The following is a 20,597-nucleotide window of genomic DNA, read 5'->3' as shown; positions in this document are numbered from 1 at the left end:
CGTTCAGGACCGGGCCCGCCCGCCGCGCCGGGTCAGCCACAGCACGCCGGCGGCGCCGGAGAGCAGCACGGTGGCGCCGAGGGTCCCGAGGGCGAGGGCGGAGTCGGCGGGGCCGGTCTGCGGGAGGGTGGCGGGGGCGGTGGCGCCGGGCTGCGGCGCACTGCCCCCGGGGGCGGTGACCTCCAGTTCCAGGGACGGCCCGGGGCTGTTGCCGGGGGTGCAGGTGGTGGTGGTGCCCATGGCCTTGATGGTGAGCACCCCGGCGGTGAAGGTGGCCTTGCCGCTCTTCCCGGGCGTGTAGGTGCCCGAGAGGTCGGTGATCTTGATGGGGGTGTCGGCGGGCACGGCCTCGGGGTTGGAGGGGCCGGACACCGGTACGGACGCCTTCTCGGCGCCGCCCACCTGGATGACGGCGCTGGGGCTCATGGCGCCCTTGCCGAGTTCGATGGGGCTGGAGGAGACGCCCTTCTGGAAGGACATCGTCAGCTTGTACCCGCCGCCCTCCTTGACGGCCTTGATCTCGATGGGCGACACGGCCGACTTGTCACCGATCGGGGTCTTGCAGTCGTAGGCCACGTCGACGACGGCGGCCTGCGCCGCGGGAGCGGCCAGCAGGACCGCCGATCCGGCCAGCGCGGAGGCCAGCGCGAGTGCGGTGGAGCGTTTCCGGTCGGACACCTTCGTCTTCCCCTCGGACCACAAGTTACTGACGGCACATCAGATGGTGGCTCAAGGTACGCCCGGGACCCTGCGGAGGGAAGACAAAGGACAGCCCGGATCAACGGCCCGTCGGCCGTACGGTTTTCGGCCGCTCAGCGCGTCCCGGTCACGCGTGCGCCGCGCTGCCAGACGGCCTGGACGAGCGGGACCCCGGGCCGGTAGGCGAGGTGGACGTGGCTGGGGGCGTCGAGCAGCGCCAGGTCGGCGCGGGCGCCGGGGGCGAGCGTCCCGATGTCCGTGCGGCGCAGCGCGCGGGCGCCGCCGGCGGTCGCCGACCAGAGGGCCTCGTCGGGGGTCATCCGCATGTCGCGGACGGCGAGGGCGATGCAGAAGGGCATGGAACTGGTGTAGGAGGAACCGGGGTTGCAGTCCGTGGACAGCGCGACGGTGGCGCCCGCGTCGATCAGGCGGCGGGCGTCGGGCCACCGGGCGCGGGTGGAGAACTCGGCGCCGGGCAGCAGCGTGGCCACCGTCGTCCCGGCGGCCTGCGCGAGCGCGTCCACGTCGGCGTCGGTGAGGTGGGTGCAGTGGTCGGCGGAGGCGGCCTCCAGCTCCACGGCCAACTGCACGCCGGGGCCGTGGGAGAGCTGGTTGGCGTGGATGCGCGGGATCAGCCCGGCAGCGGCGCCCGCGGTGAGGATCGCGCGGGCCTGGTCACCGTCGAAGGCGCCCTTCTCGCAGAACACGTCCACCCAGCGGGCGTACGGGGCGCAGGCCGCCAGCATCGCGCCGGTGACGAGGTCGACGTAGCCGGCCGGGTCGTCGGCGTGGTCCGGGGAGACGATGTGCGCCCCGAGGTAGGTGACCTCCTCGGTGTGCGCGGCGGCGATGCGCAGGGCGCGGGCCTCGTCGGCGACGGTCAGCCCGTACCCGGACTTGGTCTCGAAGGTGGTGGTGCCCTGGCGGCGCGCCTCGTCGAGGTGGCGCACCAGGTTGGCCTCCAGCTCCGCGTCGGTGGCGGCGCGGGTGGCGGCGACGGTGGTGCGGATGCCTCCGGCGGAGTAGCTGCGGCCGGACATCCGGGCGTGGAACTCGGCGGTGCGGTCGCCCGCGAAGACGAGGTGCGAATGGGAGTCCACGAAGCCGGGGATCACGGCCCGGCCCGCTGCGTCGAAGGCGGTGTCCGCGGCCGGGACCTCGTCGGCGGGGCCGACCCAGGCGATCGTCTCGCCGTCGATGACGAGGGCGGCGTCCCGGATCAGCCCGAGGGGGCTGCCGTCGCCGAGGGCCGGATCGTTGGTGACGAGGCTGCCGATGCGGGTGATGGCGGTGGTGGTCATGGTTCCTCTCGGTTTCCTGCAACTCCGCCCCGGACCCCGCGCCTCGCCGGCGGGTGAGGCGCGGGCGGGGAGCGCCCTGATCTGTCAGCCGCGGAGGGCCGCGATGGACTCGGCAAGGGCGGACGGGACGTCCCCGACCAGGGTGTGGGCGCCGTCGCGGACGATGTGGCGGCCGCCGACGACCGTGTGGCGGACATCGGCGGCGCTCGCCGCGAACACCGCCGTCTCGGCGCCCAGGCGCGGCAGCGCGCCCGCCGTGCGGACGGAGTCCAGCGCGATCGTGGTGAAGTCCGCGAGCGCGCCCGCCTCCAGGCGGCCCGCGTCGGGCCGGCCGAGGGCCGCGTGGCCGTCCTCGGTGGCCGCGGTGAGCAGCGCGTTCGCCGTCCAGTGGCCCCGGGTGCGGCTGCGCAGGCGCTCGTTCAGCTCCATCGCGCGGGCCTCCTCGAACAGGTCGATCACGGCGTGGCTGTCGCTGCCCAGCGACAGCGGGCTGCCGGCCTGCTGGAGGCGGACCGCCGGTCCGATGCCGTCGGCGAGGTCGCGTTCGGTGGTGGGGCACATGCAGGTGCCGGTGGTGGTGTCGCCGAGGAGGGCGATGTCCTGGTCGGTGAGGTGCGTGCTGTGGACGCCGGTGGTGCGCGGGCCCAGCACCCCGTGGTCGGCGAGGAGCCGGGTGGGGGTGCAGCCGTGGGCGGCCTGGCAAGCGTCGTTCTCCGCGGTCTGCTCGGAGAGGTGGACGTGCAGCGGCGCCTGCCGTTCGGCGGCCCAGCGGGCCACGGTGGCGAGCTGGTCCGCGGGCACGGCGCGGACCGAGTGGACGGCGGCGCCGATCAGCGCGTGCTCCCGGGGCCGCAGGGCGCTCACCCGTTCCGCCCATGCCTCGGCGGTGCCGTCCGAGAAGCGCAGCTGGTGCGCTTCCGGGGCCCGGCCGAAGCCCGCCGAGAGGTAGGCCGTGTCCAGGAGGGTGATGCGGATGCCGGCCGCGGCAGCGGCCTCGATCAGGGCCTCGCCCATCGCGTTCGGGTCGGCGTAGGACGCGCCGCCGGGGGCGTGGTGGACGTAGTGGAACTCGCCGACGTCGGTGATGCCGGCCAGTGCCATCTCGGCGTACGCGGCACGGGCGAGCGCGAAGTAGGTGTCGGGGGTGAGGCTCTGGGCGGCCTTGTACATGAAGTCGCGCCAGGTCCAGAAGGTGCCCGAGCCGACCTGCACCGTGGAGCGCAGGGCCCGGTGGAAGGCGTGGCTGTGCGCATTGGCCAGGCCCGGGAGGGTCAGGCCGCGCAGGACCTCCGCCCCCGGCGGCGGGGCGTCCGCGCCGGTGCGCAGCGCGCCGATGCGTCCGTCCGCGGCCACCTCCAGGGCGACGCCCGGCTCGACGTGGGTGCCGAGCCAGGCGTGCTCCAGCCAGTACGTCTTGTGCGCCGTCACCTGCACGCGAGTCCTTCCAGTACGTCGGCGAGGGCGAGGACGCCCGCCACGCAGTCGTCCTCGGCGGCGAACTCCTTCGGGGAGTGGGAGACGCCGGTGGGGTTCCGTACGAACAGCATCGCGGTCGGGACCGCCGCGGAGAGGATTCCCGCGTCGTGTCCCGCGCCCGTGCCGAGGACGGGCAGGGAGCCGCCCAGGATGCGGTTGAGCTCGTCGCGCAGGGCGTGCTCGAACTCGACGACCGGGGTGAAGGACTCCTGGACCACCGCGAGGTCGGTGCCGTCCTGCTCGGCGCGCTCGCGGGCGGCCTTCTCCACGGCGGTGACGACCGTGTCGAGGGTGGCCTGGTCGGCGGCGCGCGAGTCGAGCCAGCCGCGCACCAGGGACGGGATCGCGTTGACCCCGTTGGGTTCGACCGAGATCTTCCCGAAGGTGGCGACGGCGCCGGCGAGGGCCGCCTCGGTCCGGGCGGCCAGCACGGTCGCCGCGTACGTGAGCATCGGGTCGCGGCGGTCCACGAGGCGGGTGGTGCCCGCGTGGTTGGCCTCGCCGCGGAAGTCGAACCGCCAGCGGCCGTGCGGCCAGATCGCGGAGGCGATGCCCACGCGGTCCCCGGACAGGTCCAGGGCCCGGCCCTGTTCCACGTGCAGCTCGACGAAGGCCCCGATCCGCGCGAGCCGTTCGGGGTCGGCGCCGATGGCCTCGGGATCGTACCCGGCGGCCTCCATGGCCCGGGGCAGCGTGATGCCGTCCGCGTCGCGGAGCCCGTACGCCTTCTCCTTGGTCAGCTGTCCGGCGGTGAGCCGCGAGCCGACGCAGGCCAGCCCGAAGCGGGCCCCTTCCTCGTCACCGAAGTTGGTGATGGCGAGCGGCCTGGAGAACTGCGCTCCCCTGCGGCGGAGTTCGTCCAGGGCCGCGAAGGAGGACACCACCCCGAGGGGGCCGTCGAAGGCCCCGCCGTCGGGGACGGAGTCCAGGTGCGAGCCGGTGACCACCGCGTCCCCCGCGAGGGGGTCGCCGAGCCAGGCCCACTGGTTGCCGTTGCGGTCGGTCTCGTACGCCAGCCCGCGGGCGCGCGCCTGCTCCTGGAACCAGGTCCGGCAGTCGGCGTCGGCCCCGGTCCAGGCATGGCGGCGGTAGCCGCCGGAGCCCGCGTCCCGGCCCACCGGCGCCAGCTCGGCCCACATCTCGTGGAAGTTCACGCGGAGTCGCCCTCGCGCATCGGGACGCGGACCCCGCGCTCGTCCGCCACCGACTCGGCGATGTCGTAGCCCGCGTCGACGTGGCGGATGACGCCCATGCCGGGGTCGTTGGTGAGGACCCGGCGGATCTTCTCGCCCGCGAGCGGGGTGCCGTCGGCGACCGTGACCTGGCCCGCGTGGAGGGAGCGGCCCATGCCGACGCCGCCGCCGTGGTGCAGGGAGACCCAGGAGGCGCCGGAGGCGACGTTGACCATGGCGTTGAGCAGCGGCCAGTCGGCGATGGCGTCCGAGCCGTCGAGCATGGCCTCGGTCTCCCGGTACGGGGAGGCCACCGAGCCGCAGTCGAGGTGGTCGCGGCCGATGACCAGCGGGGCGGCGAGGGTGCCGTCGGCCACCATCTCGTTGAAGCGCTCGCCGGCCTTGTCGCGCTCCCCGTAGCCGAGCCAGCAGATGCGCGCGGGCAGGCCCTGGAAGTGGACCCGCTCGCCGGCCATCTTGATCCAGCGGTGCAGGGACTCGTTCTCCGGGAAGAGCTCCAGCATCGCCTTGTCGGTCTTGTGGATGTCCGAGGCCTCGCCGGACAGCGCCGCCCAGCGGAAGGGGCCCTTGCCCTCGCAGAACAGCGGGCGGATGTAGGCGGGGACGAAGCCGGGGAAGGCGAAGGCGCGGTCGTAGCCGGCCAGCTGGGCCTCGCCGCGGATGGAGTTGCCGTAGTCGAAGACCTCGGCGCCCGCGTCCATGAAGCCGACCATGGCCTCCACGTGCGTCGCCATCGACTCGCGGGCGCGGGTGGTGAAGCCCGCCGGGTCCTTGGCGGCGTAGGCGGCCATGTCGTCGAAGTCGACGCCGGTCGGCAGGTAGGCGAGGGGGTCGTGGGCGCTCGTCTGGTCGGTGACGATGTCGATCGGCGCGCCTTCGGCGAGCATCTGCGGGAGGAGGTCGGCGGCGTTGCCGAGCAGGCCGATGGAGAGCGGCTTGCGGGCGTCGCGGGCCTCGACGGCGAGCTGGAGGGCGTGGCGGAGGTTGTCCGCCTTGACGTCCAGGTAGCGGTGCTCGATGCGGCGCTCGATGGCGCGCGGGTCCACGTCGATGCAGATCGCGACGCCGTCGTTCATCGTCACGGCCAGCGGCTGGGCCCCGCCCATGCCGCCGAGGCCGGCGGTGAGGGTGATGGTGCCGGCCAGGGTTCCGTTGAACTTCTTGGCGGCGACGGCGGCGAAGGTCTCGTAGGTGCCCTGGAGGATGCCCTGGGTGCCGATGTAGATCCAGGAACCGGCCGTCATCTGCCCGTACATGGTCAGACCCAGCTGCTCCAGGCGGCGGAACTCCTCCCAGTTGGCCCAGTCGCCGACCAGGTTGGAGTTGGCGAGCAGGACGCGCGGGGCCCACTCGTGGGTCTGCATCACGCCGACCGGGCGGCCGGACTGGACCAGCATCGTCTCGTCCTGCTTGAGGGTCTGCAGCGTGCGGACCATCGCGTCGTACGAGCGCCAGTCGCGGGCCGCCTTGCCGGTGCCGCCGTAGACGACCAGCTTGTCGGGGTGCTCGGCGACCTCGGGGTCGAGGTTGTTCTGGAGCATCCGCAGCGCGGCCTCCTGCTGCCATCCCAGGGTGCTGAGCTCGGTGCCTCGCGCGGCCCGTACGGGGCGGGGTCCTGACATGGCGGTGCCTCCTCCGGTGTTGGTCAATCCATTCACATCCTCCCGTCCTGAATAGATTCAGTCAACAGCTGCGGGCCGCGCCGTCCGGTGGTGGGATGGCGGACATGGCTGCCCAGACGCACAAGCCGGCGGACCCGGACGGCGCGGCGGCGCGCCGGGACCGGGCCGTACGGGCCGCGGTCGAGCAAGGACTGGTGGGCGGGGCCGATCCGGCGCCGCCCCTGACCTGCCTGCTCGACCTCGCCGGTATCCGCGCCTCCGCCGCCGCCCTGACCGGCGCCTTCGCCGCCGCGCTGCCGCCGGGCACCCCCGTCCTGCACGCCTTCGCAGTCAAGGCCGCCCCCCTGGTCCCGGTGCTGCGGCTGCTCGCCGACGCCGGACTCGGCTGCGAGGTGGCCGGCCCGGGTGAGCTGGCCCTGGCCCGGGCCGCCGGCGTGGAGCCGCACCGCACCGTCCTGGACTCCCCCGCCAAGACGACGGCCGAGCTGCGCGAGGCCCTCGCCCTGGGGATCGCGGTGAACGCCGACAACCGCCAGGAGCTCGCCCGCCTGGACGCGCTGACCGCCGCCGCGCCCACCCGCTCGCCGATCGGCGTACGGGTCAACCCGCAGACGGGGGCGGGCGCCATCGGCGCCCTGTCCACCGCCACGGCCACCTCGAAGTTCGGGATCGCCCTGCGCGACCCCGGCGCGCGCGCCTGGTTGGTCCGGGCCTTCCTGGACCGGCCGTGGCTGACCCGCCTGCACATCCACTCCGGCTCCCAGGGCGTCCCGCTGCCCCTGATCGCACAGGGCGTACGGGAGCTGCACGCGCTGGCCGAGGAGGTCAACACCGCGGCCGGACGGCGCCAGGTCGACACCCTGGACATCGGCGGCGGCCTGCCGGTGAACTTCACCTCGGACGCGCACACCCCGGCCTTCGGCGGATACGTCGCGGCCCTGCGCGCAGCGGTGCCCGCCCTCTTCGACGGCTCCTACGGGCTGGTGACGGAGTTCGGCCGGTCCCTGCTGGCCAAGCACGGGCTGGTCCTGGCCCGCGTGGAGTACACCAAGACCACCGGGGGCCGCGCCATCGCGCTCACCCACGCCGGGGTGCAGCTGGCCACCCGCACGGTCTACGCCCCGCAGGCCTGGCCGCTGCGCATCCTGCCGTACGACTGCGCGGGCGCCCCGAAGACCGGCGGCCCGGTGGTCCAGGACGTGGCCGGTCCGGCCTGCTTCGCCGGCGACCTGCTGGCCACGGGCCGCGAGCTGCCCGCGCTGGCGCCGGGGGACCTGATCGCGGTGCCGGACACCGGCGCGTACTTCTTCACCGCCCACTACGGCTACAACAGCCTGCCGCGCCCGGCGGTGCACGGGTTCACCGCCACCGCGCAGGGCGGGATCCGCTTCGCCGAGGCCCGCCCGGCGCAGTCCCTCGCGCAGATCGTGGCGGAGGCGGGCGGCGCCCGGCCGGACGCCCTGCTGTAGGCCGGGCCGCGGCCCGGCCCGCCGCGCTACTCCACGAAGAGCCCGCGTGCGGCGGCCCGCGCATCGAAGGCCTCCAGGCGGGCCTGCGCGTCCGGCAGTGCGTCCGCCATCGCCTCCAGCAGCACCCGGCCCAGCAGCATGGGCGCGCAGGCCGTGTCGAAGGCCAGCCCGGTGCCGACCGGTGCCGGGATCAGCAGGTCGCAGTGGGCGGCCACGGGCGCGAAGGCCGAGTCGGCCACCGTCACCACGGTCAGCCCCGCCCGGCGGGCGCGTTCCAGGGCGTCCACGACCTCGCGGGGATGGCGGGGCAGCGCGAAGCACAGGAGCGCCGTGGCCCCCTCGTAGCGGGCCGCGTCGATGCGGTCCTCCATCATCGAGCCGCCCTCGTCGAGGAGCCGTACGTCCGGGTGCACCTTGGCCGCGAAGTACGCGAAGCCGCGCGCCTGCGAGGACGCCGCGCGCAGGCCCAGCACCGGCAGCGGGGTCGAGGCGGCGAGCACCCGGCCCGCCTCCTGCACCGGCGCGGGGTCGGCGAGCAGGGCCGCGAGCTGCCGCAGGTTCTCGATCTCGCCCAGGACGGCCTGCTGGTACTCGTTGTACGCCTCCCCCTGCTCGGCGTCCGCCCGCTCCGCCGGAGCCACCTCCCGCAGGTGCCGGCGCAGCGCGGGGTACCCGTCGAAGCCGAGGGCCACCGCGAACCGGGTCACCGAGGGCTGGCTCACCCCGGCCAGCTCCGCGAGCTCCACGCTCGACAGGAAGGGCACCTCCGCCGCGCCGCGCACCATGCAGTGCGCGATCCGCCGCTGGGTCGGCGTCAGGCGGTGCCCCTCGAACAGCTTCTGCAGCCGCGCGGCCGGGCTGTCGCTCATCCCGTCCCCTCCGTCCCGGTGATCCATTCAGTCACGGAGCACTCTGCATGCGGTTATGCAGCTCGGCAAGCCGGTCCGCTCCGCGAGACGCCGCGACGCGGCCCCGGCCGCGGCCGGGAGCCGCGCGGATACGGGGGCTGGCCCCAGTGCACCGGGGGGCGGCGGTTCCTACGGTGGGGCCATGGACATCCACGCCCGAGAGCTGAAGAAGGAACTCGACGCCGCACTGGACGCCCGGCGCGAGCTGGGCCCGGAGTACGAGAGCGCCCTGGTGGACTCGTTCGTCGAGAAGGTCGACACACAGGTACGGCGCCGCCTCGCCGAGGAGCGCCTGGCGGCGGCGCGCGGCGGACACCGCTCCGGCCCGGCGGACGGGAACTTCGGCGAGCGCTTCGGCTTCGCCATCATCACGCTGGTCCTGGCGGTCCCGCTGTCGGCCATCGCCGCGGCCGAGGCCCGCTTCAGCGGACTGCTGGTCGCCTGGGCGGGCATCGTGGGCGTGAACTTCATCCACGCGGGCAGACGGGCCCGGTCAGGCGGAGGCCGGGACACCTCCGCCTGACCCGGGCGTGCACCGACGGAAAGAAGCGGGGACCGCCGCACCCCGGTCGCCCGGGGGCGGGACGACGGCGGTCCCCGCGGTGGACACGGCCGGGTCAGGGCCGTCCGCGTCCGTGGCACCGCGCGGTCCGGGAGCCGCTCCGGGGTACGCAACGCCGTTCGGTGGCGCCGGCCGGGACCCGGTCTCCCGTTCCCCTGCCGACGACCACCACTGTGCCCGGGCCGTGTTAAGCCGGTGCTGCCGCAACGTGACGGGCCCGTACCGATTGCGCGACGCCCCTGCGCACGGCCCCGTGCACCTGGTCCGCTACTTCGCGTCCTTGGCGAGGAAGGCGAGCAGGTCCTGGCGGCTGACCACGCCGGTCGGCTTGCCCTCGACCAGCACGATCGCGGCGTCGGCCTCGCCGAGCACCGCCATCAGCTCGGCCACCGGCTCACCGGAGCCGACCTGCGGCAGCGGCGCGCTCATGTGCTTCTCCAGCGGGTCGCCGAGGGAGGCCCGCTGCGCGAACAGCGCCGCGAGGAGCTCCTTCTCGACCACGGAGCCGATGACCTCGGCGGCCATCACGTCCGGGTGGCCGGCGCCCGGCTTGACGATCGGCATCTGCGAGACGCCGTACTCGCGCAGCACCTCGATGGCCTCGCCGACCGTCTCCTCGGGGTGCATGTGGACCAGGGAGGGGATGCCGCCCTCCTTGTCGGCCAGCACGTCGCCGATGCGCGCGGCGGGACCGGCCTCCTCCAGGAAGCCGTGCCCGGCCATCCACTCGTCACTGAAGATCTTGCTGAGGTAGCCGCGGCCGCTGTCGGGCAGCAGGACGACGACCACGTCGTCCGGGCCCAGGCCCTCGGCGGCGCGCAGCGCGGCGACCACGGCCATGCCGCAGGAGCCGCCGACGAGGAGGCCCTCCTCCTTCGCCAGCCGGCGGGTCATCTGGAAGGAGTCCTTGTCGGACACCGCGATGATCTCGTCCGTGACGTTCGGGTCGTAGGCGGTCGGCCAGAAGTCCTCACCGACGCCCTCGACCAGGTACGGGCGGCCGGAGCCGCCGGAGTAGACCGAGCCCTCGGGGTCGGCGCCGATGACCTTGACCCGGCCGCCGGACACCTCCTTCAGGTAGTTGCCGGTGCCGGAGATCGTGCCGCCGGTGCCGACGCCCGTGACGAAGTGAGTGATTTTCCCCTCGGTCTGCTCCCACAGTTCGGGACCGGTCGTCTCGTAGTGCGAACGGGGGTTGTTCGGGTTGCTGTACTGGTCGGGCTTCCAGGCGCCGGGCTCGCGCGCGAGGCGGTCGGACACGTTGTAGTACGAGTCCGGGTGCTCGGGGTCGACGGCGGTCGGGCAGACCACGACCTCGGCGCCGTACGCGCGCATGACGTTGATCTTGTCCGTGGACACCTTGTCAGGGCAGACGAAGATGCACTTGTAGCCCTTCTGCTGGGCCACGATGGCGAGTCCTACACCCGTGTTGCCGCTGGTCGGCTCCACGATGGTGCCACCGGGCCTGAGGGCTCCGCTCTGCTCGGCCGCCTCGATCATCCGTACGGCGATCCGGTCCTTCACGGATCCACCGGGATTGAAGTACTCGACTTTGGCCAGCACGGTGGCCTGGAGGCCTTCTGTCACACGGTTGAGCTTCACCAGCGGGGTGTTGCCGACGAGGCTGATCATCGAGTCGTGGAATTGCACCATGTTCTCCAAGGAGGGGACTCCACGGGTTCTCCGGGAGGTCCGGCCAGAGTATGCGGAAAGGGATTGGCCGACCGTCCGTACGGGGCAGGAAGGTCAACGAGGCCCGACAGGAAAGCGAGGTGGCCCCAGTGTCCAGGGCGAGAACTGCCCGCCGCATCGCGGCGGGGGCGGCGTACGGCGGAGGCGGGCTCGGGCTGGTCGGGGTCGCGACGGTGGGCCTGGTGCTGGCGGAGGTGCAGTTCGCCAAGCGGACCGTGGGCACCGGGCTGCCGGACCCCCCGCGGGCGGACGGGCTGTACGGGAGCGAGTTCGCCGGACCCGGGCAGAGCCCGGGCCCGCTGCGCCTGGGGATGCTGGGCGACTCCACGGCGGCGGGGCTCGGCGTGCGGCGGGCCCGGCAGACTCCGGCGGCGCTGCTGGCCTCCGGGCTGGCGGCGGTGGCGGAGCGGCCGGTGGAACTGCGCAACGTGGCCCTGTCCGGCGCCATGTCGGACGACCTGGACCGGCAGGTGGCCGTCCTGCTGGACACGGACGCACCCGCCCCCGACGTGTGCGTGATCATGATCGGTGCGAACGACGTGACCCGCCGGATGCCGCCCACCCAGTCGGTGCGGCTGCTGACGGCCGCGGTCCGCCGGCTGCGGCTGGCGGGGGCCGAGGTCGTCGTGGGCACCTGCCCGGACCTGGGCACGATCGAGCCGGTCTACCAGCCGCTGCGCTGGGTGGCCCGGCGGGTCTCGCGCCAGCTGGCGGCCGCCCAGACCATAGGGGTGGTCGCGCTGGGCGCCCGTACGGTCTCCATGGGGGACCTGCTGGGCCCCGAGTTCGCCGCGAACCCCCGTGAGATGTTCGGCCCGGACTCCTACCACCCGTCGGCCGAGGGGTACGCGACCGCGGCCATGGCCGTGCTGCCCACCCTGTGCGCGGCACTCGGGGTGTGGCCGGAGTCGGACCGCCTCGACGTGTCCCGGGACGAGGACATGCTCCCGGTGGCCAAGGCGGCCTCCGCGGCGGCCGGGGAGGCCGGCACCGAGGTCACGGCGGTCCGCGGCCCCTGGGTCCTGCTCAAGCACCGCCGGCGGCGGCGGGTGGCCGGCGAGGAGCTGCCCGAGCACCGGCGCGGCGAGAAGGGCGCGGGGCTCGCCGACACCCGCACGGCCGGCCAGTGACGGCGGGTGCGGCCCCGGTCGGGCCGCACCCGCCCCGAGCCGGGGCGGGGCGGGTGCGGGGCGGGGCCCGGAGCGACCGGCATCACACGCCCGGGCCGGTGACCCCGACCGTACGGGGCGGTAACTTCGCTTGCGGTCCGGTTAGAGCCGCAACACACCCCTTGGAGTCCCGATGCCCGAAGCCGTCATCGTTTCCACTGCCCGTTCGCCGATCGGCCGGGCCGGCAAGGGATCGCTCAAGGACGTCCGGCCGGACGACCTGACCGCGACGATCATCCAGGCCGCCCTCGCGAAGGTCCCCGAGCTGGACCCGCGCGAGATCGACGACCTGATGCTCGGCTGCGGCCTCCCCGGCGGCGAGCAGGGCCACAACCTGGGCCGCATCGTGGCCGTGCAGATGGGCATGGACCACCTGCCGGGCCTGACGGTCACCCGCTACTGCTCCTCGTCCCTGCAGACCTCGCGGATGGCCCTGCACGCCATCAAGGCCGGCGAGGGCGACGTCTTCATCTCCGCGGGCGTCGAGACGGTCTCCCGGTTCGCCAAGGGCTCCTCGGACGGCCTGCCGGACACCCACAACCCGTTCTTCGCCGAGGCGGAGGCCCGGACCGCGGCCGTCGCCGGCAGTGAGGGCTCCTCCTGGCACGACCCGCGTGAGGACGGCCTGGTCCCGGACGCGTACATCGCGATGGGCCAGACCGCCGAGAACCTGGCCCGCATCAAGGGCGTGACCCGTCAGGACATGGACGAGTTCGGGGTCCGCTCGCAGAACCTCGCCGAGGCCGCCATCAAGAACGGCTTCTGGGAGCGCGAGATCACCCCGGTGACCACCCCGGACGGCACGGTGGTCTCCGTGGACGACGGCCCGCGCGCCGGCGTGACCCTGGAGGGCGTCCAGGGCCTCAAGCCCGTCTTCCGCCCCGACGGCCTGGTCACCGCCGCCAACTGCTGCCCGCTGAACGACGGCGCCGCCGCGCTGGTCATCATGAGCGACACCAAGGCCCGCGAGCTGGGCCTGACCCCGCTGGCGCGGATCGTCTCCACCGGCGTCACCGGCCTCTCCCCCGAGATCATGGGCCTGGGCCCGGTCGAGGCGTCGAAGCAGGCCCTGAAGCGGGCCGGCCTGACGGTCGGCGACATCGACCTCTTCGAAATCAACGAGGCCTTCGCGGCGCAGGTCATCCCGTCCTACCGGGACCTGGAGATCCCCCTGGACAAGCTGAACGTCAACGGCGGGGCCATCGCCGTCGGTCACCCCTTCGGGATGACCGGTGCCCGCATCACCGGCACCCTGATCAACGGCCTCCAGTTCCACGACAAGCAGTTCGGCCTGGAGACCATGTGCGTCGGCGGCGGCCAGGGCATGGCCATGGTGATCGAGCGGCTGAGCTGAGCCGGAGCGGAGGGTAGGGGTCGGCCCGAGGTACGAGGGCCGGCACCTGCCCGCAGCGGTGGCGAAGCTCAGCGCGACCCAGGGCACGAGCGGCTGAGCTGAGCCGGAGCGGAGGGTAGGGGTCGGCCCGAGGTACGAGGGCCGGCACCTGCCCGCAGCGGTGGCGAAGCTCAGCGCGACCCAGGGCGCGAGCGGCTGAGCTGAGCCGGAGCGGAGGGTAGGGGTCGGCCCGAGGTACGAGGGCCGGCACCTGCCCGCAGCGGTGGCAGGGCACGAGCGGCTGAGCTGAACGGGTGGAATCGGGGTGCGGGCCGGCGCCCGGTCCGGAGTCGGGCGGTCGCTGTGCGTAGGGGCTTCACCGGCACCCGGCGTCTGACCTGCGGGCGGGCTCCGGATCCAACCCTGTCGCAGCCCATCTGTGACCGAATCTCCCCCAGGATGTGACCTTTGTCCTGGGGGAGCGGCATTCCCGCAGGTCAGTGTCGTTACGCAAGGGACGGGTGTGACCAAAGCCCTGTCCAATTCGTGACGTAATGCACTGCACGCCATTCCCAGGTCGGGACACTCTGATGTAGGAAGTCGGGGGATCGAACCACAACGGGAGTTAGTCAGTGAGCGCCATGTCTCTTGCCCTGCTGCTGACCACGGCCGCTGCCACGGCCGTGGGCGCTGCTGCGCTGCACGCCGTCCACGGACTGCGCAAGCAGGTCACCGCCCTGCGCGGTGACCTGGTCGCGCCGGCCCACGCCCGCGGCGCAACCGTCCCGCACGCCCGCCACGCCGTGGACTCCCCCGCCGCGGAGATACGGGCCGCCGTGGCCGAGGCCCTGGCCGAGGAGCGCGAGCGGGAGCTGGCCGAGGCGCGGGCCTTCTGGGCCGCGCAGGAGGCCCGGGACGCCGCCGACGCACCCTCCCTGCTGGGCGGGCTGCCCGGGCTCGGCGAGGACCCCCCGGTGTTCCTGCCCCGGCAGGCCGACCTGGTGGGTCTGGACCAGGTCCTCGGCGAGGAGGCCCTCGACGAGTTCCCGGCCTACCCCGAGGACTCGGCCGAGCTGGCCGCCGCCCGCCGGCGCCACCCCTCGCACCCGGACTTCGTCCCGGCGCAGGCGGCGCACCCCGGCGCGGACCACGAGCGCACGGTGAGCCGTCTGGAAGAGCTCGCGCAGGCCCGTACGGCCCTCGCGGACGTCCGCCCCGGCCCCCTGGGCACCCTGGACGTGTACGTCTTCACCGACGGCACCACGCTGTGCATGACCCCGGGCCACCGGGAGACCGCCGAGCGGCTCGCCGAGGCCCTGCGCTCGGGCACCGCCCCGGTCCTGCTGGGCGGCTCGGGCATCTCCGGGGCGTACGCGCTGACCTTCTCCTGCGGGGACGCCGAGGACCCCGACAGCAATGTCTACATCCTCGCGGACCGCGTCATCGCCTCGCTCTGACCTCCGCCTGCTCCACCCGTCGCACGGCCTCGTCCAGCAGTTCGGACGGGGCCGTCGCGCCGTCCCCGACGGGTGCGGTCCGCAGCGCCTCGGCGAGGTCCTGCCCGGCCACGGCCAGCTGGTCCCCGACGACGAACAGACCCGCCTCCGGCATCTCCAGCGCCTCCCGCCCCGGGGCTTCGAGGCGCTGCGCGCGTACGGAGAGCTCGCGGGCCACCTCCAGCGCCTCGGCGGCGGCGCCCTGCTGCAGGCGGCTCTGCGGCGCGGACCGGAGCCAGTCGGCGAAGCGTTCCACGACGGCGGTCAGGGGCGAGGTATCGAGCACCCGGCCGACCTTACGCGCCGCCCGGGCACCATTGCCAACGGGCGAACTCTCCGGCACGGTGTCGTGAAGAGAACAGCACGGCGATACCTCCGGAGGCGCCCATGTCCGTAGAGTTCTCCGAACAGACCCACCGCAACATGATCGACAGAATCCCCCGGACCACCGGTCGTGAACTCTCCGACTGGCTCCGCGCCGTCGACGAGGGGCCCTCGCTCGTCCGGTTCGAGGAGAAGGTCGGCTGGCTCCTCGGGGCGCACGAGCTGTCGTACGGCCAGGCCAAGGCGATCATCCACGAGTACGACCTGCGCAGAGCGCAGCGCCGCTTCGGCTGAGCCCTGATCCCCGGGCCCTGTCCGCCCCCCAGGAACGCGCAAAGGCCCCGCGAGCAGCTGCTCGCGGGGCCTTTGCGGTCCTGCTAGTCGTCGCCGGAGAGGATCTGGAAGATGCGGAGCATCTCCATGTAGATCCAGACCAGGGTCATGGTGAGGCCGAAGGCCGCCAGCCAGGCCTCCTCGCGCGGGGCGCCGTACGCCACGCCGTCCTCGACCTGCTTGAAGTCGAGGGCGAGGAAGCACGCGCCGAGGATGACGCCGAGGGCACCGAACAGCAGGCCGAGGCCGCCGCTGCGGAAGCCGAGGCCGTCACCGCCGCCGAAGACGGAGAACAGCAGGTTCGCCGCCATCAGCAGGATGAAGCCCAGGGCCGCCGCCATCACGAAGCCGTAGAAACGGCGGGTGACGCGGATCCAGCCCATCTTGTAGGCGAAGAGCACCGAGGCGAAGACGCACATCGTGCCCATCACGGCCTGGATGACCACGCCGGGGCCCAGGTAGGTGCTGGTGGCGGCGCTGATGACGCCCAGGAACACGCCCTCGAAGGCCGCGTAGCCCAGGATGAGCGCCGGGACCGCCTTGCGCTTGAAGGACTGGACCATCGCCAGCACGAACGCGACGAGCGCCGCGCCGATGCCGATGCCGTACGACGTGCCGAGGTTCTCCGGGTCGACCGGCAGCAGGACCCAGGCGAGGACGGCTGTCAGGACCACGGTGCCGAGCGTCATGGCCGTACGGCTCACGACGTCGTCCATGGTCATCGCGTTGGTACGCGGCGCCGCCTGCGGCGCACCCGTTGCCGGGTCGGTCGCGTAGGGGTTGGTCGCGTAGGGGTTGGTCGCGGCCCCGGCCTGCTGGTGCTGCGCGTCGAACTGCGCGTAGCCCCCGTTGTCGCGGCTGAACCCCCGTCGCGAGAAGACCGGGTTACTGCTCCTCATCTCACTCCTCCATGGCCACCGTGCGCAGCCTTGCAACAAGAGTAATGCGCTCGCAAAGAAAGCACCCTACTGCTGGAGGAGGATCTTAGAAGAAGGCAGGGCGAAGTGCAGGGGATAAGAGGAGCGCGCCCTGCGACATGTGCGGAGTGCCCGGAGCCGGACTTGAACCGGCACGGCCCGAGGGCCAGCGAGGTTTAAGCTCGCCGTGTCTGCATTCCACCATCCGGGCAGGGCGTGGTGACCCCCGTGGAAAAGCCGTGAGCACAGCGACGAGCCTATCCGGAAGAACCTCGGCCCCCGAGGGCGCTCTATCCGATGTTGTCTGATTTTATTGGCGCTTGAGGGGTCGTCAGACCCCAGAGCCCGCGGTCGGCCCGCTCCGGCCCCGCTCGCCCCCGACGTGGGAATGACGGGATTTCGATGGCCTGCGCCACCCCCCGCGCCACCGCCCGCCACCCCGGTGCTGCGGCCCCTCCCCCGGGACTCCTGTCATACCAGAGGAGGATGCGGGCACGCCGGTGATCAGCCTCGAGTGGGCCGGTGAACGGTCACCACGGCTGATCCGGAGGGGGGTGGGACGCCGCGACGATGGGAACGTCCCGCCGATCCCCCCGCCGCAGCCCGAGGAGCCCCTCCCGTGACCACCATCAACCACGCCCCGTACACCGCTCAGGCCGTGGCCGCCCGCGCCACCGGCCTCTCCAAGGTGTACGGCCAGGGCGAGACCCGGGTGGTCGCGCTGGACGCCGTCTCCGTGGACTTCGCCCAGGGCCAGTTCACCGCCATCATGGGCCCCTCCGGCTCCGGCAAGTCCACCCTGATGCACTGCGTCGCCGGTCTGGACACCTTCTCCGCCGGCTCCGTGCGCATCGGCGACACCGAGCTGGGCTCCCTCAAGGACAAGCAGCTCACCCGACTGCGCCGGGACAAGATCGGCTTCATCTTCCAGGCCTTCAACCTGCTGCCGACCCTGACGGCCCTGGAGAACATCACGCTCCCCATGGACATCGCCGGCCGCAAGCCCGACCGGCAGTGGCTCGACACGGTGATCGCCATGGTGGGCCTCTCCGACCGCCTAAGCCACCGCCCGACCCAGCTCTCCGGCGGCCAGCAGCAGCGCGTGGCCGTCGCCCGCGCCCTGGCCTCCCGGCCCGAGATCATCTTCGGTGACGAGCCGACCGGGAACCTGGACTCCCGTTCCGGCGCCGAGGTCCTCGGCTTCCTGCGCAACTCCGTCCGCGAGCTCGGCCAGACCGTCGTGATGGTCACCCACGACCCGGTCGCCGCCTCCTACGCGGACCGCGTCATCTTCCTCGCCGACGGCCGGATCGTCGACGAGGTGCTCAGCCCCACCGCCGACGGCGTGCTCGACCGCATGAAGGCGTTCGACGCCAAGGGCCGCACCAGCTGACCGGCCGCCGGGGACCGCACCGCGGCGCCCGCAGCACGCCCTCCGAAGCCGCTCCGGCTTCCTCCGGACTCATCCAGCCCCAGGACTGATACCCCCATGTTCCGTACCGCCCTGCGCAACGTCCTCGCGCACAAGGCCAGACTGCTGATGACGGTGCTCGCCGTCACCCTCGGCGTCGCCTTCGTCTCCGGCACCCTCGTCTTCACCGACACCCTCAGCACGTCGCTCTCCAGCCAGTCCGCCAAGAGCTACGACGGTGTCGCCGTCTCGGTGACCTCGTACGGCGCCCTGCGCAACGAGGAGGGCCAGAAGGAGGGCGACCCCGGCATCAGCCAGGCCACCCTCGACCAGGTCAAGAACCTCAAGGGCGTAGGCGCCGTCTCCGGCCGCGTCTCCGGCTTCGCCGGCGTCGGCGACGAGGACGGCAGGCTGATCGGCTCCGGCTGGGCCAACAAGGGCTCCAACTACGCCCCCGCCAAGGACGGCAAGGACCCGCGCTACGCCTTCACCGAGGGCGCCGGCCCGGCCGGGGCGGACGAGATCGCCCTGGACAGGGCGACCGCGACCACCGGCGGTTACGAGGTCGGCGACAGGGTCCGCGTCGCCACCAACGGCCCGGTGAAGGAGTACACCCTCGCCGGTGTGTTCACCACCGAGGACGGCTCGGTCAACGCGGGCGGCAGCCTGGTCCTGTTCGACACCTCCGTCGCCCAGCAGCTCTACCTCCAGCCCGGCTTCTACGACGAGCTCTCGGTCGGCGCCGCGTCCGGCGCGTCCGCCGACCAGCTGCTCGCCGAGATCAAGCCGCTGCTCGACGCCGAGTCCACCCGGGCCCAGACCGGCACGGAGCTCGCCGCCGAGCAGGCCAAGAACATCGAGCGGGAGATGAGCGGCATGAGCACCATGCTGCTCGCCTTCGCCGGCATCTCCCTCTTCGTCGGCGTCTTCCTGATCTACAACACCTTCACCATGCTGGTCACCCAGCGCACCAAGGAACTGGCCCTGCTGCGCGCCGTCGGCGCCAACCGCGGCCAGGTGATGCGCTCGGTGCTCGCGGAGGCCCTGGTGGTCGGCGCCCTCTCGGCCGCCGTCGGCCTGGCCGGCGGCATCGGCCTGGCGGTCGCCATGCGCTCGGTGATCGGCTCCTTCGGCGCGAAGCTCCCGGCCGGCGACCTCGTGATCGCCCCGGGCACCGTGGTGGCCGCCCTGGTCATCGGCGTCCTCGTCACCACGCTCGCCGCCCTGGTGCCCGCCTGGCGCACCGGCCGGATCTCCCCGGTCGCCGCCATGGGCAGCGCCCACCTGCCGGCCAGCGCGAAGTCCCTGCTGCTGCGCAACGTCCTCGGCTCCCTCATCACCCTCGGTGGTCTCGGCACGGTCTTCCTCGGCGTCTCCATGGCCAGTGACGGCCGCATGGTCATCGGCGCCGGCGCGGCCCTGCTGCTCCTCGGCATGATCGTGCTGCTGCCCCTGCTGTCCAAGCCGGTCATCTCGGGCGTACGCCCGCTGCTGCAGAAGGCGTTCGGCGTCCCCGGCAAGCTGGCCGCGCAGAACGCCGTGCGAAACCCGCGCCGCACCGCCGTCACGGCGGCCTCGCTGGCCATCGGGCTGACCCTGGTCACCACCATGTCGGTGCTCGGCGTCACCCTGGGCAAGGCCGTCGACCGGATGAGCACGGACAAGCTCACGGCGGACTACAAGGTCAGCATGTCCGGCGGCATCGGCGGCCTGGACAAGTCGGTGGCCGAGACCCTGGCCGCGTCCCCCGGCATCAAGGCGGTCTCCCCGCAGGCCGAGGGCTACTTCAAGATCGGCGACAGCTTCCGGTCGGCCTCCGGCGTCAACCCGGCCACCATCGGCCGGCTCCTGAACATCGAGGTCCTCAGCGGTTCGCTGGACAGCCTCGGCAAGGGCGAGGTCGCGGTCGCCGAGAGCACCGCGAAGAAGCAGGGCCTGAGCGTCGGTTCCGCCCTGGACGTCACGTACGACGACGGCAGGAAGGGCGCGCTGAAGATCGGCGCGGTCTACGAGGACCTGGAGGGGCTGCTGTCCCCGTACGTCCTCGACAACAGGATCCTGGCCGAGCACACCGAGGACCAGTACATCCGCGAGGTGTACGTCAGCACGGTCGGCGGAGAGTCCAAGGCGAACCAGCAGGCCGTGGTCGACGCCCTCGGCAAGAACCCGGCGATGACCGTCGCCACCCGGCAGGACATGCGCAATGAGATGGGCGGCATCGTCAACACGGCGCTGAACATCATGTACGGCCTGCTCGGCATGGCACTGATCATCTCGGTACTGGGCGTGGTCAACACCCTGGCGATGTCCGTCTTCGAACGGACCCAGGAGATCGGCATGCTGCGGGCGATCGGCCTCGACCGGGGCCGGGTCAAGAACATGATCCGCCTGGAGGCCGTGGTGATCTCGCTCTTCGGCGCGGTCCTCGGTGTGGTGATCGGCGTCTTCCTCGCCTGGGCGGTCGGCACCACCCTCGCCAAGACGGTCCCGGACTACGAGCTCATCCTGCCCTACGACCGCATCGGCATCTTCCTCCTGCTGGCCGCGGTGGTCGGCGTCCTGGCCGCGCTGTGGCCGGCCCGCAGCGCCGCCCGCCTGAACATGCTGACGGCCATCAAGACCGAGTAGCCCCCGCGCAGGACGGCGCACGGCACACCGCAGGGCCCCGGGGCAGCACGCCCCGGGGCCCTTG

17 protein-coding genes and 1 tRNA gene are annotated in these 20,597 nt (G+C 73.0%); 8 read left to right on the top strand and 10 right to left on the bottom strand.

The genetic code is table 11. From position 1 onward, the window contains the following. Positions 1-3: 3 nt before the first annotated feature. The 5 genes from ACLJTM_RS30050 to hutU form a co-directional block, all read right to left on the bottom strand. Positions 4-678, bottom strand: coding sequence for an LPXTG cell wall anchor domain-containing protein (locus ACLJTM_RS30050; RefSeq protein WP_411106903.1), 675 nt, complete (start codon positions 676-678; stop codon positions 4-6). Positions 679-812: 134 nt separating this feature from the next. Then, on the bottom strand, positions 813-2,000 hold the full coding sequence (hutI, locus tag ACLJTM_RS30045; RefSeq protein ID WP_411106902.1) for an imidazolonepropionase: 1,188 nt from the start codon (positions 1,998-2,000) through the stop codon (positions 813-815). Positions 2,001-2,084: 84 nt separating this feature from the next. After that, the gene (locus tag ACLJTM_RS30040; protein WP_411106901.1) at positions 2,085-3,428 is read right to left on the bottom strand and encodes a formimidoylglutamate deiminase; all 1,344 of its coding nucleotides are present in this window, start codon (positions 3,426-3,428) and stop codon (positions 2,085-2,087) included. Next, complete coding sequence (locus ACLJTM_RS30035; protein WP_411106962.1) at positions 3,425-4,615, bottom strand: allantoate amidohydrolase; 1,191 nt, start codon at positions 4,613-4,615, stop codon at positions 3,425-3,427. The genes ACLJTM_RS30040 and ACLJTM_RS30035 overlap by 4 nt, the downstream gene beginning before the upstream one ends. 11 nt (positions 4,616-4,626) lie before the next feature. Beyond that, a complete protein-coding gene (hutU, locus tag ACLJTM_RS30030) occupies positions 4,627-6,291 on the bottom strand; it encodes a urocanate hydratase (RefSeq protein WP_411106900.1) in 1,665 nt (554 codons plus the stop codon). A gap of 104 nt (positions 6,292-6,395) precedes the next feature. On the opposite strand from hutU, the gene ACLJTM_RS30025 reads away from it, so the two are divergent. Then, positions 6,396-7,760 carry a diaminopimelate decarboxylase gene (locus tag ACLJTM_RS30025; protein WP_411106899.1) on the top strand — a complete coding sequence of 455 codons (1,365 nt, stop codon included), beginning with the start codon at positions 6,396-6,398 and terminating at the stop codon, positions 7,758-7,760. A gap of 26 nt (positions 7,761-7,786) precedes the next feature. On the opposite strand, the gene ACLJTM_RS30020 is transcribed toward ACLJTM_RS30025, so the two are convergent. Beyond that, positions 7,787-8,629, bottom strand: a complete 843-nt coding sequence (locus ACLJTM_RS30020; RefSeq protein WP_411106898.1) for a MurR/RpiR family transcriptional regulator — start codon at positions 8,627-8,629, stop codon at positions 7,787-7,789. A 181-nt stretch (positions 8,630-8,810) separates the two neighbouring features. Between ACLJTM_RS30020 and ACLJTM_RS30015 the strand changes: the two genes are divergently transcribed. After that, complete coding sequence (locus ACLJTM_RS30015) at positions 8,811-9,191, top strand: hypothetical protein (RefSeq protein WP_411106897.1); 381 nt, start codon at positions 8,811-8,813, stop codon at positions 9,189-9,191. A gap of 306 nt (positions 9,192-9,497) precedes the next feature. Here the strand turns inward: ACLJTM_RS30015 and ACLJTM_RS30010 are convergent, their stop codons facing one another. Further along, positions 9,498-10,880 carry a cystathionine beta-synthase gene (locus ACLJTM_RS30010; protein ID WP_411106961.1) on the bottom strand — a complete coding sequence of 461 codons (1,383 nt, stop codon included), beginning with the start codon at positions 10,878-10,880 and terminating at the stop codon, positions 9,498-9,500. Between the two features lie 131 nt (positions 10,881-11,011). Between ACLJTM_RS30010 and ACLJTM_RS30005 the strand changes: the two genes are divergently transcribed. The 3 genes from ACLJTM_RS30005 to ACLJTM_RS29995 all read left to right on the top strand — a co-directional run bounded on the left by ACLJTM_RS30005 (position 11,012) and on the right by ACLJTM_RS29995 (position 14,881). After that, a complete protein-coding gene (locus tag ACLJTM_RS30005; protein ID WP_411106896.1) occupies positions 11,012-12,052 on the top strand; it encodes an SGNH/GDSL hydrolase family protein in 1,041 nt (346 codons plus the stop codon). Between the two features lie 172 nt (positions 12,053-12,224). Beyond that, entirely contained in the window at positions 12,225-13,445 is a 1,221-nt protein-coding gene (locus ACLJTM_RS30000) for an acetyl-CoA C-acetyltransferase (protein ID WP_411106895.1), read from the top strand. A 620-nt stretch (positions 13,446-14,065) separates the two neighbouring features. Then, positions 14,066-14,881, top strand: a complete 816-nt coding sequence (locus ACLJTM_RS29995) for a hypothetical protein (protein ID WP_411106960.1) — start codon at positions 14,066-14,068, stop codon at positions 14,879-14,881. Here ACLJTM_RS29995 and ACLJTM_RS29990 read toward each other — a convergent pair. Continuing rightward, a complete protein-coding gene (locus ACLJTM_RS29990; RefSeq protein WP_411106894.1) occupies positions 14,865-15,206 on the bottom strand; it encodes a hypothetical protein in 342 nt (113 codons plus the stop codon). The genes ACLJTM_RS29995 and ACLJTM_RS29990 overlap by 17 nt on opposite strands. Before the next feature lie 101 nt (positions 15,207-15,307). Here ACLJTM_RS29990 and ACLJTM_RS29985 point away from each other — a divergent pair, with 101 nt between their 5' ends. Continuing rightward, complete coding sequence (locus tag ACLJTM_RS29985) at positions 15,308-15,538, top strand: DUF4287 domain-containing protein (RefSeq protein WP_411106893.1); 231 nt, start codon at positions 15,308-15,310, stop codon at positions 15,536-15,538. An 83-nt stretch (positions 15,539-15,621) separates the two neighbouring features. Here ACLJTM_RS29985 and ACLJTM_RS29980 read toward each other — a convergent pair whose 3' ends face one another. Then, positions 15,622-16,476 (bottom strand): Bax inhibitor-1/YccA family protein, encoded by an 855-nt coding sequence (locus tag ACLJTM_RS29980; protein ID WP_411106892.1) that lies wholly within the window; start codon positions 16,474-16,476, stop codon positions 15,622-15,624. A gap of 147 nt (positions 16,477-16,623) precedes the next feature. Beyond that, a tRNA-Leu gene (locus ACLJTM_RS29975) sits at positions 16,624-16,705 on the bottom strand. Positions 16,706-17,122: 417 nt separating this feature from the next. Here ACLJTM_RS29975 and ACLJTM_RS29970 point away from each other — a divergent pair. Both ACLJTM_RS29970 and ACLJTM_RS29965 read left to right on the top strand, forming a co-directional pair. Then, positions 17,123-17,887 (top strand): ABC transporter ATP-binding protein, encoded by a 765-nt coding sequence (locus ACLJTM_RS29970; RefSeq protein WP_411106958.1) that lies wholly within the window; start codon positions 17,123-17,125, stop codon positions 17,885-17,887. 96 nt (positions 17,888-17,983) lie between these two features. Then, the gene (locus tag ACLJTM_RS29965; RefSeq protein WP_411106891.1) at positions 17,984-20,533 is read left to right on the top strand and encodes an ABC transporter permease; all 2,550 of its coding nucleotides are present in this window, start codon (positions 17,984-17,986) and stop codon (positions 20,531-20,533) included. The last annotated feature ends 64 nt before the right edge of the window (positions 20,534-20,597 follow it).

The sequence above is a fragment of the Streptomyces sp. cmx-4-9 genome (genome assembly GCF_046548835.1).
Lineage (GTDB): Bacteria > Actinomycetota > Actinomycetes > Streptomycetales > Streptomycetaceae > Streptomyces.
Note: the sequence above shows the minus strand (reverse complement) of the source record. Positions and strands in the feature narration are given on the sequence as shown.